Origin of the sequence: Pseudomonas morbosilactucae (genome assembly GCF_023241715.1) — a bacterium.
Classification (GTDB): Bacteria; Pseudomonadota; Gammaproteobacteria; order Pseudomonadales; family Pseudomonadaceae; genus Aquipseudomonas; species Aquipseudomonas morbosilactucae.
The window spans coordinates 27,440-41,864 of sequence record NZ_JALQCW010000007.1 but is presented as its reverse complement, the minus strand read 5'-3'; the positions used below and the strand labels follow the sequence as shown (position 1 = coordinate 41,864).

General features: G+C 62.0%; 12 protein-coding genes and 1 pseudogene. 9 read left to right on the top strand and 4 right to left on the bottom strand.

What is annotated here, in order from left to right:
• The first annotated feature begins 25 nt into the window (after positions 1-25).
• The 3 genes from gabD to M1B34_RS04190 all read left to right on the top strand — a co-directional run bounded on the left by gabD (position 26) and on the right by M1B34_RS04190 (position 4,275).
• A complete protein-coding gene (gene gabD, locus M1B34_RS04200; RefSeq protein ID WP_123328910.1) occupies positions 26-1,468 on the top strand; it encodes an NADP-dependent succinate-semialdehyde dehydrogenase in 1,443 nt (480 codons plus the stop codon).
• 176 nt (positions 1,469-1,644) lie between these two features.
• A complete protein-coding gene (gabT, locus tag M1B34_RS04195; RefSeq protein WP_123328912.1) occupies positions 1,645-2,922 on the top strand; it encodes a 4-aminobutyrate--2-oxoglutarate transaminase in 1,278 nt (425 codons plus the stop codon).
• Positions 2,923-3,060: 138 nt separating this feature from the next.
• Entirely contained in the window at positions 3,061-4,275 is a 1,215-nt protein-coding gene (locus M1B34_RS04190; protein ID WP_268264504.1) for a response regulator, read from the top strand.
• A 137-nt stretch (positions 4,276-4,412) separates the two neighbouring features.
• On the opposite strand, the gene M1B34_RS04185 is transcribed toward M1B34_RS04190, so the two are convergent.
• The 3 genes from M1B34_RS04185 to desA all read right to left on the bottom strand — a co-directional run bounded on the left by M1B34_RS04185 (position 4,413) and on the right by desA (position 7,051).
• A complete protein-coding gene (locus M1B34_RS04185) occupies positions 4,413-4,661 on the bottom strand; it encodes a hypothetical protein (RefSeq protein WP_148053460.1) in 249 nt (82 codons plus the stop codon).
• A 63-nt stretch (positions 4,662-4,724) separates the two neighbouring features.
• Positions 4,725-5,720 carry a GGDEF domain-containing protein gene (locus tag M1B34_RS04180; protein WP_123328918.1) on the bottom strand — a complete coding sequence of 332 codons (996 nt, stop codon included), beginning with the start codon at positions 5,718-5,720 and terminating at the stop codon, positions 4,725-4,727.
• Between the two features lie 146 nt (positions 5,721-5,866).
• Positions 5,867-7,051 (bottom strand): delta-9 fatty acid desaturase DesA, encoded by a 1,185-nt coding sequence (gene desA, locus M1B34_RS04175; protein ID WP_123328920.1) that lies wholly within the window; start codon positions 7,049-7,051, stop codon positions 5,867-5,869.
• A 144-nt stretch (positions 7,052-7,195) separates the two neighbouring features.
• Here desA and dibA point away from each other — a divergent pair.
• The 6 genes and pseudogenes from dibA (at position 7,196) to M1B34_RS04145 (ending at position 13,575) form a co-directional block, all read left to right on the top strand.
• Positions 7,196-9,114, top strand: a pseudogene (gene dibA / locus M1B34_RS04170) (phosphodiesterase DibA).
• 275 nt (positions 9,115-9,389) lie between these two features.
• The gene (oscA, locus tag M1B34_RS04165) at positions 9,390-9,572 is read left to right on the top strand and encodes a sulfur starvation response protein OscA (RefSeq protein WP_007941032.1); all 183 of its coding nucleotides are present in this window, start codon (positions 9,390-9,392) and stop codon (positions 9,570-9,572) included.
• Positions 9,573-9,727: 155 nt separating this feature from the next.
• The gene (locus M1B34_RS04160; protein ID WP_123328924.1) at positions 9,728-10,738 is read left to right on the top strand and encodes a sulfate ABC transporter substrate-binding protein; all 1,011 of its coding nucleotides are present in this window, start codon (positions 9,728-9,730) and stop codon (positions 10,736-10,738) included.
• 149 nt (positions 10,739-10,887) lie between these two features.
• Complete coding sequence (cysT, locus tag M1B34_RS04155; RefSeq protein WP_268264503.1) at positions 10,888-11,706, top strand: sulfate ABC transporter permease subunit CysT; 819 nt, start codon at positions 10,888-10,890, stop codon at positions 11,704-11,706.
• Positions 11,707-11,718: 12 nt separating this feature from the next.
• Positions 11,719-12,591, top strand: a complete 873-nt coding sequence (cysW, locus tag M1B34_RS04150; RefSeq protein WP_123328928.1) for a sulfate ABC transporter permease subunit CysW — start codon at positions 11,719-11,721, stop codon at positions 12,589-12,591.
• Positions 12,592-12,594: 3 nt separating this feature from the next.
• Positions 12,595-13,575 (top strand): sulfate/molybdate ABC transporter ATP-binding protein, encoded by a 981-nt coding sequence (locus M1B34_RS04145; RefSeq protein ID WP_123328930.1) that lies wholly within the window; start codon positions 12,595-12,597, stop codon positions 13,573-13,575.
• Between the two features lie 266 nt (positions 13,576-13,841).
• Here the strand turns inward: M1B34_RS04145 and M1B34_RS04140 are convergent, their stop codons facing one another.
• Positions 13,842-14,366, bottom strand: a complete 525-nt coding sequence (locus M1B34_RS04140; RefSeq protein WP_268264502.1) for an Mpo1 family 2-hydroxy fatty acid dioxygenase — start codon at positions 14,364-14,366, stop codon at positions 13,842-13,844.
• Positions 14,367-14,425: the final 59 nt, after the last annotated feature.

Sequence of the window (14,425 nt, the reverse complement as noted above, 5' to 3'; positions counted from 1 at the left end):
GCGCGGTGCTGTTAAGGAAGCCGACATGCAGCTCAAAGACGCCCAATTGTTCCGTCAACAAGCCTTTATCGATGGGGCCTGGGTCGACGCGGACAATGGCCAGACGATCAAAGTGAACAACCCGGCCACTGGCGAAATCATCGGCACCGTGCCGAAGATGGGTGCCGCTGAAACCCGTCGTGCCATCGAAGCCGCCGACAACGCCCTGCCAGCCTGGCGTGCCCTGACCGCCAAAGAGCGCGCCAACAAGCTGCGCCGCTGGTTCGAATTGCTGATCGAAAACCAGGACGACCTCGGTCGCCTGATGACCCTGGAGCAGGGCAAGCCATTGGCCGAAGCCAAGGGCGAAATCGCTTACGCGGCTTCCTTCATCGAGTGGTTCGCCGAAGAAGCCAAGCGCATCTACGGTGACGTGATTCCGGGCCACCAGCCCGACAAGCGCCTGATCGTGATCAAGCAGCCGATCGGCGTGACCGCAGCCATCACCCCGTGGAACTTCCCGGCAGCGATGATCACCCGTAAAGCCGGCCCGGCCCTGGCCGCCGGTTGCACCATGGTCATCAAGCCTGCTTCGCAAACCCCATTCTCGGCCTTGGCCCTGGTGGAACTGGCGCACCGTGCCGGCATTCCGAAAGGCGTGCTGAGCGTGGTTACCGGCAGTGCTGGCGACATCGGCGGCGAGCTGACCAGCAACCCGATCGTGCGCAAGCTGTCGTTCACGGGCTCCACCGAAATCGGTCGCCAGCTGATGGCCGAATGCGCCAAGGACATCAAGAAAGTGTCCCTGGAGCTGGGCGGCAACGCGCCGTTTATCGTGTTCGACGACGCGGACCTGGATAAGGCCGTCGAAGGCGCGATCATCTCCAAGTACCGCAACAACGGCCAGACCTGTGTCTGCGCCAACCGCCTGTACATCCAGGATTCGGTCTACGACGCGTTCGCCGAGAAGCTGAAAGTCGCGGTGGCCAAGCTGAAGATCGGCAACGGTCTGGAAGAAGGCACCACCACCGGCCCGCTGATCGATGAAAAAGCCGTGGCCAAGGTCAAGGAACACATCGCCGACGCCCTGAGCAAAGGCGCGACCCTGCTGGCGGGTGGCAAGTCGATGGAAGGCAACTTCTTCGAACCGACCATCCTCACCAACGTGCCGAAAAACGCGGCCGTGGCCAAGGAAGAAACCTTCGGTCCATTGGCGCCGCTGTTCCGCTTCAAAGACGAAGCCGAAGTCATCGCCATGTCCAACGACACCGAGTTCGGCCTGGCGTCCTACTTCTACGCTCGCGACCTGGGCCGGGTGTTCCGTGTGGCGGAAGCCCTGGAATACGGCATGGTTGGCGTCAACACCGGTTTGATCTCCAACGAAGTGGCGCCGTTCGGCGGCATCAAGGCCTCGGGCCTGGGCCGTGAAGGTTCCAAGTACGGGATCGAGGATTACCTGGAAATCAAATACCTCTGCCTGGGTATCTGATCCGGTTTCAAGCGCAAGGGGCACGAGAGCGCTGTCCCTTTGCGCCGTTGTAAAAACGCACTATTCAAGGTGGCCCGGGACCCCTGCCGCAGTCGATCATCGCATGCTGCCGCAGGCGCCTCCCCGCCCCGCAACCCTTGAACCACACCGCTGTTGCAGCGGTGAATGAGGACACTATGAGCAAGACCAACGCATCCCTGATGAAACGCCGTGAAGCCGCTGTACCGCGCGGTGTTGGCCAGATTCACCCGATCTTCGCCGAGTCGGCGAAGAACGCCACCGTGACCGACGTTGAAGGTCGCGAGTTCATCGATTTCGCCGGCGGTATCGCCGTGCTGAACACCGGTCACGTGCACCCGAAAATCATCGCCGCAGTGACCGAGCAACTGAACAAGCTGACCCACACCTGCTTCCAGGTTCTGGCCTACGAGCCGTACGTGGAAGTGTGCGAAAAGATCAACGCCAAGATCCCGGGTGATTTCGCCAAGAAAACCCTGCTGGTGACCACGGGTTCCGAAGCGGTCGAGAACGCCGTGAAAATCGCCCGTGCCGCCACCGGCCGCGCTGGCGTGATCGCCTTCACCGGCGCCTACCACGGCCGCACCATGATGACCCTGGGCCTGACCGGTAAAGTCGTGCCGTACTCGGCCGGCATGGGCCTGATGCCGGGCGGCGTGTTCCGCGCCCTGTACCCGAACGAACTGCATGGCGTGAGCATCGACGACTCCATCGCCAGCATCGAGCGCATCTTCAAGAACGACGCCGAGCCCCGTGATATCGCTGCGATCATCATCGAGCCGGTCCAGGGCGAAGGCGGTTTCTACGTCGCGCCAAAAGAGTTCATGAAGCGTCTGCGTGCCCTGTGCGACCAACACGGCATCCTGCTGATCGCTGACGAAGTACAGACCGGCGCTGGCCGTACTGGCACCTTCTTCGCCATGGAACAGATGGGCGTTGCTGCCGACCTGACCACCTTCGCCAAATCCATCGCGGGCGGTTTCCCGCTGGCCGGTGTTTGCGGCAAGGCTGAATACATGGACGCCATTGCTCCAGGCGGCCTGGGCGGCACCTACGCCGGTAGCCCGATTGCTTGCGCCGCTGCGCTGGCGGTGATGGAAGTGTTTGAAGAAGAGCACCTGCTGGACCGCTGCAAGGCCGTGGGCGAGCGTCTGGTCAGTGGCCTGAAGGCCATCCAGGCCAAGTACCCGGTGATCGGTGAAGTGCGTGCCCTGGGCGCGATGATCGCGGTCGAGCTGTTCGAGAACGGCGACAGCCACAAGCCGAACGCCGCCGCTGTGGCGCAGGTCGTGGCCAAGGCTCGCGACAAGGGCCTGATCCTGCTGTCGTGCGGCACCTACGGCAACGTGCTGCGGGTTCTGGTTCCGCTGACCTCGCCGGACGAGCAGTTGGATAAAGGCCTGGCGATCATCGAAGAGTGCTTCTCGGAACTCTGATCGACTGTGACCTGATCGACAAAAAAACCCGCATCGGCGGGTTTTTTTTCGTCATCGGCCAGCTTGAAAGCCATTTGCCCTTTATGCAAAGCGTCGCATTGATCTAAGGTGCAAAGGATTGTTCCAGGAGCGTTTTGCATGACGGCTGTGGAATTGCCTGCTGTACCCCGTGTGTTGATTGCCGAGGCCGACCCCTGGTCCCGGGATCTGCTGAAACAGGTGTTGTTGAACGTGCGCTGTGACGCACGGCTGGACGTTTGTGCCAATGGCCAGGAAGCCCTGGAGTTGTTAGGCACCCAATCTTTTGACCTGGTGATTGCCGATTGGGAATTGCCGGGCGTCGATGGCCTCAGCGTGTTGCGCAGTGTGCGCCAGCGCAAGCGCAACCCGGTGCTGCCCTTTATCCTCCTCAGCTCGCGCAGCGACAGTGCCAGCGTACGCGAGGCCTTGCCGCTAGCGCCCACCGCCTACCTGACCAAGCCTCTCAACATGGAAGGCCTGACCCAGCGCCTGCAGGGCCTGCTGCTGGATGCCGGGCAGGAGGTAGCGTGCGAAGTGCCGGCCCTGGCCCCAGGCATGACCCTGTGGACCTTCCTGGAGCGCCGTCGTGATGTCGCCGACGGTGCGCCGCTGCTGACCGACGTACAACTGGCGGTCAAGCGCAGCCTCAACCCCCAGGGCCTGGACATCCGCCTGCTGGAAGATGAAGTGCGCACGGACCCGCAGATCACGGCGGTGCTGATCGCCGCGGCCAACAGTGCCGCCCAGCACCATGGCGATGGGGTGCAGACCCTGGGCCAGGCGCTGCAGCGGCTGGGGACCGGGCAAAGCATGAACCTGATCCTCGGCCTGGCCCTCAAGCGCAGCGCGCGCTTGAGCGACCCGGCCCTGGCGGACTACGCCGAGCGTTATTGGAACCTGTCGCTGCACACCGCGGAATATGGTCGCAGCCTGGCGCGCTTGCTGGACCTGGACCAGGAGCGTTGCTACTGCGCCGGGTTGCTGCATCGGCTGGGTGATCTAGCGTTGCTGCGCTGCCTGCAGGAGTGGAAGCAGGCGGGGGGAGCACTGGATGACCAGGAAGAGATCGGTGACGCCCTGGATGAGTTCAGCGCCGCCTACGGCTCGGCGTTGCGCACCCGCTGGCGCATGCCCTTGGAGTTGCGGGAACTGATCGCTTCGGTTTATGCCCTGGGCGGCGGGGTCTATTCCCGCGAGGCGCTGGCGATGAATCTGGCGGCGCAGTTGGCACGCCTGGGAAGCCATGAAGGCGCTGAAGAGGTGGCCCGGAGCAAGACCGCGCGCCTGCTGAAGATCGGCCTGCCGGAATTGGCGCGCCTACGTAAAAGCTAATCCCCTGTAGGCGCCGGCTTGCTGGCGATAGCGCCCTCAATGACGCCATCGCTGGCAAGCCAGCTCCTACAAGAAGGTAATCACCTTTGATTACCTGGTGACGATGCGGTTTTTGCCCTGGCGCCTGCCGGCCCCTATCAATTACCCAGGCTAGCGCACAGATCGAACCAGCTTTCGACGGTCTGGTCTTCGGCAAAAAATGCCAGGTAGAAAAACGGCCACGCAGGAATCAGCGTCAGCAACTGCGCCGGGTGTGGCCCGTTGCGCAGCGCCAGCGCCACGCCCAGCACCAAAAATGCCAAGCCAATCAGCACGCATACCAAACGCTTGCCCCGACAACCATTGCGCTTGCTGTTCACGCGCCTAAGCAACTGCTCCTTGTCCATCCAACGTTTCCCTGAAAGCCGGGGTACCGGCGAAACGGCCTACGTGCGAGCAACCACCCTCGGTTACCCGGTGACAATACGGTTTTTGCCCTGGCGCTTGGCTTCGTACATGGCGGCGTCGGCGCGGGCGAACAGGCTGTCGAGGGTTTCATCTTCCGGCAGCAGGCTGGTCAGGCCCTGGCTGACGGTGATGCTGAAGCTCTGGCCGCCGTGGCTGAAGCTTTGGCGCTGGATCTCCCGTTGCAGCCGTTCGGCGACCTGCTGTGCCATATCCGGCGAGCACCCGGGGAACACCGCTGCGAACTCCTCTCCGCCAATGCGCCCGAACAGGTCGCCACGGCGCAGTGCGGCGCGGCCGCTTTCGGCCACCCGCTGCAGGACCAGATCGCCCTCGGGGTGGCCGTAGCTGTCGTTGATCACCTTGAAGTCATCGATATCCAGCAGCAGGAACGCCAGGGGCGCGCCTTGCAGGCGGGCCTGCTCGAACTCATGGTGGGCGCACTCGAAGAAGTGCCGGCGGTTGCTGCTCTGGGTCAGCACATCGGTGGTGGCCAGGCGCTGCAACTCGGCTTCCAGTTGCTTCTTCTCGGTGATGTCTTCGGCGATGCCGACGATGATCACCCGCTCGCCGGGCTCGGCATTGCGGTTGATAAAGCACTTGTCGCTGAGCCAGCGGACTTGCCCCTGAGCATCGAGGATGCGGTATTCGCGGTCTTCCACGGCACCGGTTTCCAGGACCTGGGCCAGGCTGCGCTCGGCGTAATCCAGGTCATCGGGGTAGATGCTGTCGCGCCATTCGTTGAAGTCCGCGAGCAAGCGACCGGCGGCGCGGCCGAAGATGCGCTCATAGGCGGGGCTGACATACAGCACCTGGCGCGCCTCCCAGTCGAAGGCCCACAGCACGGCGTTGACGCTGACCAGCAAGGAGCTGAATAACTGCTCGCGTTCGGTCAGGCGAGCGACTTCACCCTGGGCATGCATCAGCGCCATAAGGGTCTGCGCGGCCTCGGGCCACTGGGGGAGGAAGGAAGATGGTGTTTCTAGGTTTTTGTTGACCATCGGCACAAATCTCAAAGACGTGCCGCGCGGTATTCAACAGCGGCCACACAAAGCCCGCCTGGATGGCGAAGTGTTCCTTGAGATAGGGGATTTGCCGCTAAGTTCCGAACGGTGCGCCCCAGAGTGGGGCGCACCGATCAACGGCGTCAGGCAGTGGCGGGGCGCAGGGAGTAGGTTTTCAACTGGTTGGCGAAGTCGCGAAGGGACTGAATCCCGCTGGCCTCGGCCTCGTGTACCCAGTCCTTGATCGCTGCCAGCATGTCGTGACCGTTGGAGCTGGTCTTGGCCCAGATCTGTTGCAGCGCCAGGCGCTTTTCATAGATCACTTTCAGGGCCTGGCTGTGCTCCAGCATGGTCTGGATACGCACATGGTGACGGTCATCCAGCAGGCTGGTTTCCCGCGACAGCAGGCGCTTGGCACGGTGGAATTGATGACGTACCGAATGGTCGACCTTCTCCAGCTCCTGCTTGACCAGCGGCGCGATCACCAGCTTGCGGTACTGGGCCATGATCTGGAACCGGTTGTTGAGGATCGCCATGGCGGTGTCCATGTCCAGGTGGCCCTTGCCTTCCACTCGGTGGGCGATGGGCGCAACCCGCTGGACCTTGGCCAGGCGCAGGAAGCTGAACAGCTTGATCCAGGCCCAGCCCATGTCGAACTCCCATTTTTTCACCGAGAGCTTGGCCGAGTTGGGGTAGGTGTGGTGATTGTTATGCAGCTCTTCACCGCCGACGATGATGCCCCACGGCACCAGGTTGGTGGCGGCGTCGCGGCATTCGAAGTTGCGATAGCCCACGGCGTGGCCCAGGCCATTGATCACCCCGGCGGCCCAGAATGGAATCCACATCATCTGGATCGCCCAGATGGTGATGCCGATGGTGCCGAACAGCAGCAAGTCGATCACCGCCATCAAGGCGATACCGGCCATTTTGTAGCGGCTGTAGAGGTTGCGTTCGATCCAGTCTTCCGGGCAGTTCTTGCCGTAGATGCGCAGGGTTTCGGGGTTCTGGGCTTCTTCCCGATACAGCTCGGCGCCTTTGCGCAGCACCGTGGACAGGCCCTTGATCACCGGGCTATGGGGGTCATCGACGGTTTCGCACTTGGCGTGGTGCTTACGGTGGATGGCGGTCCACTCGCGGGTGTTCTGCGCCGTGGTCAGCCACAGCCAGAAGCGGAAGAAGTGTTTAAGCCCGGCGTTCAGCTCCAGGGAGCGATGGGCAGAGTAGCGATGCAGATAGACCGTGACAGCGACGATGGTCACGTGGGTCATTAACAGGGTGACTGCCACCAATTGCCAAGGCGACAAGCCAAGCAAACCTTCGTACCACATAGGCTATAGGGCCCTCGATAAAGAAAAACAGCCCTCGCATTATCACTAACACCCGGCAGAAAACCAGTCGGCCTTTCAGATAAGAGTGGCGGAATGTTTCTTCCTCTATAATCCCGAACTTTTCGTAAGGACATAGACGACCTTATGTCGGTCTCTTATCGCAATGGCTTGCGTGCCGCACTGCTCTACCTGCTGCTATCGATAGTGTGGTTGCAGGTGAGTGATCATTTATTGAGCAGTTTCTTCGATGAGTCAGCGGACCTGGCGCGTTGGCAACTGATCAATGGTTATGTCTGGGTGACGGTCAGCGCGGCGCTGATCTTTTGTGCCCGGGCCCGATTGTTGCGCTTTCTGGGCGCGACCGCGGCCTGCGCCACCAGCGTGAAGACCGCGAGCGTCTGCGCCAGGCGGCAGCGGTATTCGACTGCACCCGCGAAGGGGTGCTGGTCAGCGATACTCGCGGCCAGATCGTCCACGTCAACCGGGCCTTCATGGAAATCACCGGTTACCAGCGTGAGGAAGTCCTGGGCCACCAGCCCAGCATGTTCAAGTCCGGCCACCATTCCCTGGATTTCTACCAGGCGATGTTCCAGACCCTGAAGGCCACTGGCGAGTGGAGCGGGGAAATCTGGAACCGCCGCAAGAGCGGCGAGATTTACCCGCAATGGCAGACCATCCGCGCTATCCAGGATGATCACGGCCAGCTCAGCCACTATGTGGCGGTGTTCTCCGACATCAGCGCGATCAAGGATTCCGAGCACGAACTGGCCCACTTGGCCCACCACGATCCCCTCACGGACCTGCCCAACCGCCTGCTGTTCACCGACCGTGCCGAACAGGCCCTGGCGTCGGCGCAGATCCACAAGCGCGGCTGCGCCTTGCTGCTGATCGACCTGGATCATTTCAAGATGATCAACGACAGCCTCGGCCACACCCTGGGCGACCAATTGCTCAAGGCCGTGGCTGCGCGCCTGCAAGGCATGTTCGGCCCGGGTATTACCTTGGCGCGCCTGGGCGGCGACGAGTTTGCCGTGCTGGCCGAGAGCTGCCCGCAGCTGGTGCAGGCGGCCGCCCTGGCCCAGCGGATCATCGACGGCCTGAAGCAGCCATTCGAGCTGGAGGGGCATCAACTGTTTATCAACGCCAGCATCGGCATCAGCCTGTTCCCCAGTGACGCCCTGAGCGCCGAACAGCTGTTGCGCAATGCCGACTCGGCCCTGTTCAAGGCCAAGAGTGCCGGTCGCGACGGCTATGCCTTGTACACCGAAGAGCTGACCGCCCATGCCCAGCAGCGGGTGGAAATCGCCTTCGAACTGCGCCGGGCCCTGGAGCAGCAGGAGTTGCGGGTCTTCTACCAACCGGTGCACGACCTCAAGAGCAGCCGCTTGATCGGCGTCGAGGCTCTGGTGCGCTGGGAGCATCCCGAGCGTGGCCTGGTGTCGCCGGCGGAGTTCATCCCGATTGCCGAGCGCACCGGGCTGATTGCCGAGATCGACGCCTGGGTCATGCAGCACGCTTGCCAGCAGATGTGCCAGTGGCAGGCGGACGGGGTGGTGTTGTCATTTCTCGCAGTGAATGTGTCGTCGCGCCTGTTCGCCCGACGTGAGCTGTACCAGCAAGTGGCCCAGGTGCTGCACGACACCGGCCTGGACCCGGCTTTCCTGGAGCTGGAAGTCACGGAAAGCGCCGTGATGGAAGACCCGGAAGTGGCCCTTGAGCAGATGCATCGCCTGCGTGAGCTGGGGGTACGCCTGGCCATCGACGACTTCGGCACCGGTTACTCGTCCCTGCTGCGGCTCAAGCGCCTGCCGGTGCAAAAACTCAAGATCGACCAGGGGTTTGTCGCCGGCTTGCCGTCTGATGAGGACGACGCGGCGATTTCCCGGGTCATCATCGCCCTGGCTCAAAGCATGGGCATGCAGGTTCATGCCGAAGGCATCGAGCAGATGGAGCAGGCGCGCTTTCTCCTCGACCAAGGCTGCGACCTGGCCCAGGGCTACTGGTTCGGCCGCCCGGTACCGGCCGCGCAGTTGGACTGGAACAAGGCACCGGCGATCCACTGATTCGCTTGTTCGAACCCTTCCTTCACTCCCGGGCGCCCGCCCGGGAATGCCCCACGCCCCCTCCCCGGGTGGCCTGGGGCCACTTCCATGACCCGTGCGAATCACCCCCTGGGCTGTGCAAACGCAGGCAGCACAGGGCCTGCAAGGGATTGTGTTTTTAGTTATATAAACATTCTTAAATAGTATTTTTAAGAATATCCGCGGCTATCTACTATTGCTCCACGCCACCAGCAGTGCCGCCACTGCCCGGCACATCCCATTCAGGAGCAGCAACCATGAGCGCATCTCTACGTAGCGTCGACGGCCAGGACGAAGCAACCATCCTGCGCGAGATTCAAAGCGCCTTGCGCGATCTGCGTTTCGGCGCAGTGGAAATCACTGTGCACAACGCCCAGGTCGTGCAGATCGAGCGCAAAGAGAAATTCCGTCTGCAAAACCCCGGCAACAAACCCAGCTGAATTCCGCGTCACCCTCTCGTGATCGAGAGGCCCGACTGGACAACCGGAGGGCGTCAGCCATGACCCCCAGCAGAATGAAGAGCGTTCAAGCACGAATGCGGGCCTGAAGCGCCATAAGAAAAGCCAACACGTCAAAAAATTTCAGGAGCTTCACCATGTCTTCGATTCGTCACTATGCCTTGGCTGCCCTCGCCAGCGCCGTTTTTGCCGGTTCCGCCGTTGCCAAAGATTACGAGCTGCTCAACGTGTCCTACGACCCGACCCGTGAGCTGTACCAGGACTACAACGCTGAATTCACCAGCTTCTGGAAAAAGGAACACCCGGGCGACAACGTGAAGATCCAGCAATCCCACGGCGGCTCCGGTAAACAGGGCCGTGCGGTGATCGACGGCCTGCGTGCCGACGTGGTGACCCTGGCCCTGGCCGGCGACATCGACGAAATCGCCAAGCTGGGCAAGACCTTGCCGGAAAACTGGCAGACCCGCCTGCCGGACGCCAGCACCCCGTACACCTCGACCATCGTGTTCCTGGTGCGCAAGGGCAACCCTAAAGGCATCAAGGACTGGGGTGACCTGATCAAGAAAGACGTGTCGGTGATCACGCCGAACCCGAAAACCTCCGGCGGTGCCCGCTGGAACTTCCTCGCCGCCTGGGCCTACGGCCTGAAAGCCGGTGGCAGCGAAGCCAAGGCTCAGGAATACGTGAAAGAGCTGTTCAAACACGTGCCGATCCTCGACACCGGCGCTCGCGGTTCGACCATTACCTTCGTCAACAACGGTCAGGGTGACGTGTTGCTGGCCTGGGAAAACGAAGCCTTCCTGGCCCTGAAAGAAGATGGCGGTGCCGACAAGTTCGACATCGTGGTGCCTTCGCTGTCGATCCTCGCCGAGCCACCGGTGGCCGTGGTCGACAAGAACGCCGAGAAAAAGGGCAACACGCAAATCGCCGAAGCCTACCTGAAACACCTGTACAGCCCGGCGGGCCAGGAAATTGCGGCGAAAAACTTCTATCGTCCACGTGACGAGAAGGTGGCGGCCAAATACGCCCAGCAATTCCCGAAACTGGACCTGGTGACTATCGACAAGGACTTCGGCGGCTGGAAAACTGCGCAACCGAAATTCTTCAATGACGGTGGTGTGTTCGACCAGATCTACACCGCGCAGTAAGCCTGTTGTAGGAGCTGGCTTGCCAGCGAAGGCGCCCTGAAGGCTGGTACCCGGTTTGGGGCCCTTTCGCCGGCAAGCCGGCTCCTACAAGGTAGAGCCCGCATTCAGTTGCGGGTTTTGCGTATCGGTTCCGCTAACCAAGGACTCTTATGTCGCGTCGTATCTCCCCCGTCATACCCGGCTTCGGGCTGACGCTGGGCTACACCTTGGTGTATCTCAGCCTGATCGTGCTTATTCCGCTGGCGGCAATGTTTGTCCATGCCGCTCAACTCACCTGGGATCAGTTCTGGGCCATTATCTCGGCGCCCCGAGTGCTGGCCGCGCTGAAGCTCAGCTTCGGCACCGCGCTGTACGCGGCCATCATCAACGGCATCATCGGTACGCTGCTGGCCTGGGTGCTGGTGCGCTACACCTTCCCTGGCCGCAAGATCATCGATGCAATGATCGACCTGCCGTTCGCCCTGCCCACCGCCGTGGCTGGTATCGCCCTGACTGCGTTGTATGCGCCCACCGGGCTGGTGGGCCAGTTCGCCACCGACCTGGGCTTCAAAATCGCCTACACGCCGCTGGGCATCACCCTGGCCCTGACTTTCGTCACCTTGCCGTTCGTGGTGCGTACGGTGCAGCCGGTACTGGCCGATATCCCCCGTGAGGTCGAAGAGGCCGCCGCGTGCCTGGGGGCCAAACCCTGGCAGGTGTTCCGCCACATCCTGGTTCCGGCGCTGCTGCCGGCCTGGCTCACCGGGTTTGCCCTGGCCTTTGCCCGGGGCGTCGGCGAGTACGGTTCGGTGATCTTCATCGCCGGCAACATGCCGATGAAGACCGAGATTCTGCCGCTGCTGATCATGGTCAAGCTCGACCAGTACGATTACACCGGCGCCACGTCCATCGGCGTGCTGATGCTGGTGGTTTCCTTTGTCCTGTTGCTGCTGATCAACTTGCTGCAGCGCCGCATCGAACGACCTTAAGGAGGCGCGAACATGTCCCAATCGTCTATTTCCGCCGCTTCCTCGGCCAATGCTGCCCGTCGTGGCAGCCCGGCTTCGCGACGGGTATTGATCGGCCTTGGCTGGCTGATCTTTGCCCTTTTCCTGCTGTTGCCGCTGTTTATCGTGGTGTCCCAGGGCCTCAAGCTCGGCCTCGGTGCGTTCTTTGCCGCGATCTTCGAACCCGACGCCCTGTCGGCACTGAAGCTCACGGTGATCGCGGTGCTTATTTCGGTGCCGCTGAACCTGGTGTTCGGGGTCAGCGCCGCCTGGTGCGTGAGCAAGTACAACTTCCGTGGCAAAAGCATCCTGGTGACCCTGATCGACCTGCCGTTCTCGGTGTCGCCCGTGATCGCCGGTCTGGTCTATGTGCTGATGTTCGGCGCCCAGGGGCTGTTCGGCCCGTGGCTGCAGGACCACGACATCCAGATCGTCTTCGCCTTGCCGGGCATCGTCCTGGCGACCATCTTCGTCACCGTGCCCTTCGTCGCCCGTGAACTGATCCCGCTGATGCAGGAGCAGGGCACCCAGGAAGAAGAGGCCGCGCGGTTGCTGGGCGCCAATGGCTGGCAGATGTTCTGGCACGTCACCGTGCCCAACATCAAATGGGGTCTGATCTACGGCGTGGTGCTGTGTACTGCACGGGCCATGGGGGAGTTCGGCGCGGTGTCGGTGGTGTCCGGGCACATCCGCGGGGTCACCAACACCCTGCCGCTGCACGTCGAGATTCTCTACAACGAATACAACCACGTTGCCGCGTTTGCGGTGGCGAGTCTGTTGCTGATCCTGGCGCTCTTCATCCTGCTGCTCAAGCAGTGGAGCGAGAACCGCATCAACCGCCTGCGCGCCAGTGCGGCAGAGGAATAATTCATGTCGATCGAAGTCCGTAATGTCAGCAAGAACTTCAACGCCTTCAAGGCCCTGAACAGCATCAATCTGGACATCCAGAGTGGCGAGCTGGTGGCGTTGCTCGGCCCGTCCGGCTGCGGCAAGACCACCTTGCTGCGCATCATCGCCGGCCTGGAAACTCCGGATGACGGCAGCATCGTGTTCCACGGTGAGGACGTCTCCGGCCACGATGTACGTGATCGCAACGTCGGGTTTGTATTCCAGCACTACGCGCTGTTCCGCCACATGACCGTGTTCGACAACGTCGCGTTCGGCCTGCGCATGAAGCCGAAAAACCAGCGCCCCACGGAAAGCCAGATCGCGACCAAGGTCCATGAGCTGCTGAACATGGTGCAACTGGACTGGCTGTCCGACCGCTACCCGGAACAACTCTCCGGTGGCCAGCGCCAGCGTATCGCCCTGGCCCGCGCCCTGGCGGTAGAGCCGAAAGTGCTGCTGCTGGACGAACCCTTCGGTGCCCTCGACGCCAAGGTGCGTAAAGAGCTGCGCCGCTGGCTGGCGCGCCTGCACGAAGACATCAACCTGACGTCGGTGTTCGTGACCCACGACCAGGAAGAAGCCATGGAAGTGGCCGACCGCATTGTGGTGATGAACAAGGGCGTGATCGAGCAGATTGGCTCGCCGGGCGAGGTCTACGAGAACCCGGCCAGCGATTTCGTCTACCACTTCCTCGGCGACTCCAACCGCCTGCACCTGGGCGAGGACAACCACGTGCTGTTCCGTCCGCACGAAGTGTCGTTGTCACGATCGGAGCTGGAAGATCACCACGCCGCCGAAGTGCGTGACATTCGTCCGCTGGGCGCCACCACCCGAGTGACCCTCAAGGTGGAAGGGCAGAGCGATTTGATCGAAGCCGAAGTGGTGAAAGACCACGACAGCCTGATCGGCCTGGCCCGTGGCGAGACCTTGTTCTTCAAACCCAAGGTCTGGCAAAAAGCCTGACGGATAAATCACCGTCGATCCTCAGGCCCTCATCGCCGGCAAGCCGGCTCCTACACCCTCGGCAGGCCACATTCCGCCCCTTGTAGGAGCTGGCTCGCCAGCGATAGCGCCCGATAAATTACCGCTGATCCTCAGGCCCTCATCGCCGGCAAGCCGGCTCCTACATCATCGGCAGGCCACAATCCGCCCTTTGTAGGAGCTGGCTTGCCAGCGATAGCGCCCGACAGATCACCGCTGATCTCCAGGCCCTCATCGCCGGCCAGGGCTTATGCATGTGAATTGCGCGGGTTGGGCCGCACTGGCCCCGAGCGCTGTTCGATCTGCTGTTTCAGGTCGTGGCGCAACCCCAGCAGAAACGCCAACTCCGCCACCACGAACAACGGGCCGACAATCAGCCCTGTCACGTCGTCGATAAACGCCGGTTTGCGCCCTTCGTAATAATGGCCGACGAACTGGATCACCCAGCCGATCACGAACAGGCCCAGGCCGCTGCCCAGCCAGAGCCCGGTGCTTTGCGCCGCCAGCACCTGCCCGGCCCACACCGACAAACCCATAAGCAGCGTCATCAGCACGCCCAGGCGCCGTTCCAGGCGCAGGTAGAACACCGAGGAGGCCAGTGCCAGCAACAGCGCTGGCGACAGCCACAGGCCGCCCAGTGACCAAGCGGGACGCGACAGCAGCACCGCAACGGCCACCACGATCAGCGGGATGCCGATAAAGTGACTGGCGATATTGCGCGGGTCGCGATGGTAGGCAGCGTATTGACTGAGGTGGTCGACGAGGCTTTTCATTGTTGTTCCTCCTGTAGGGTGTCCGATCATGCCTGGCCCCCGGGGCCGGGTTCTGTCGG

Excerpts from the sequence above, each read along its gene's own strand:
- M1B34_RS04185 (WP_148053460.1), bottom strand. The coding sequence starts at position 4,661 with ATGGACAAGGAGCAGTTGCTTAGGCGCGTGAACAGCAAGCGCAATGGT.
- M1B34_RS04190 (WP_268264504.1), top strand. The coding sequence starts at position 3,061 with ATGACGGCTGTGGAATTGCCTGCTGTACCCCGTGTGTTGATTGCCGAG.
- cysT (WP_268264503.1), top strand. The coding sequence starts at position 10,888 with ATGTCGCGTCGTATCTCCCCCGTCATACCCGGCTTCGGGCTGACGCTG.
- M1B34_RS04180 (WP_123328918.1), bottom strand. The coding sequence starts at position 5,720 with ATGGTCAACAAAAACCTAGAAACACCATCTTCCTTCCTCCCCCAGTGG.
- cysW (WP_123328928.1), top strand. The coding sequence starts at position 11,719 with ATGTCCCAATCGTCTATTTCCGCCGCTTCCTCGGCCAATGCTGCCCGT.
- M1B34_RS04145 (WP_123328930.1), top strand. The coding sequence starts at position 12,595 with ATGTCGATCGAAGTCCGTAATGTCAGCAAGAACTTCAACGCCTTCAAG.
- gabT (WP_123328912.1), top strand. The coding sequence starts at position 1,645 with ATGAGCAAGACCAACGCATCCCTGATGAAACGCCGTGAAGCCGCTGTA.
- oscA (WP_007941032.1), top strand. The coding sequence starts at position 9,390 with ATGAGCGCATCTCTACGTAGCGTCGACGGCCAGGACGAAGCAACCATC.
- M1B34_RS04160 (WP_123328924.1), top strand. The coding sequence starts at position 9,728 with ATGTCTTCGATTCGTCACTATGCCTTGGCTGCCCTCGCCAGCGCCGTT.
- desA (WP_123328920.1), bottom strand. The coding sequence starts at position 7,051 with ATGTGGTACGAAGGTTTGCTTGGCTTGTCGCCTTGGCAATTGGTGGCA.
- M1B34_RS04140 (WP_268264502.1), bottom strand. The coding sequence starts at position 14,366 with ATGAAAAGCCTCGTCGACCACCTCAGTCAATACGCTGCCTACCATCGC.
- gabD (WP_123328910.1), top strand. The coding sequence starts at position 26 with ATGCAGCTCAAAGACGCCCAATTGTTCCGTCAACAAGCCTTTATCGAT.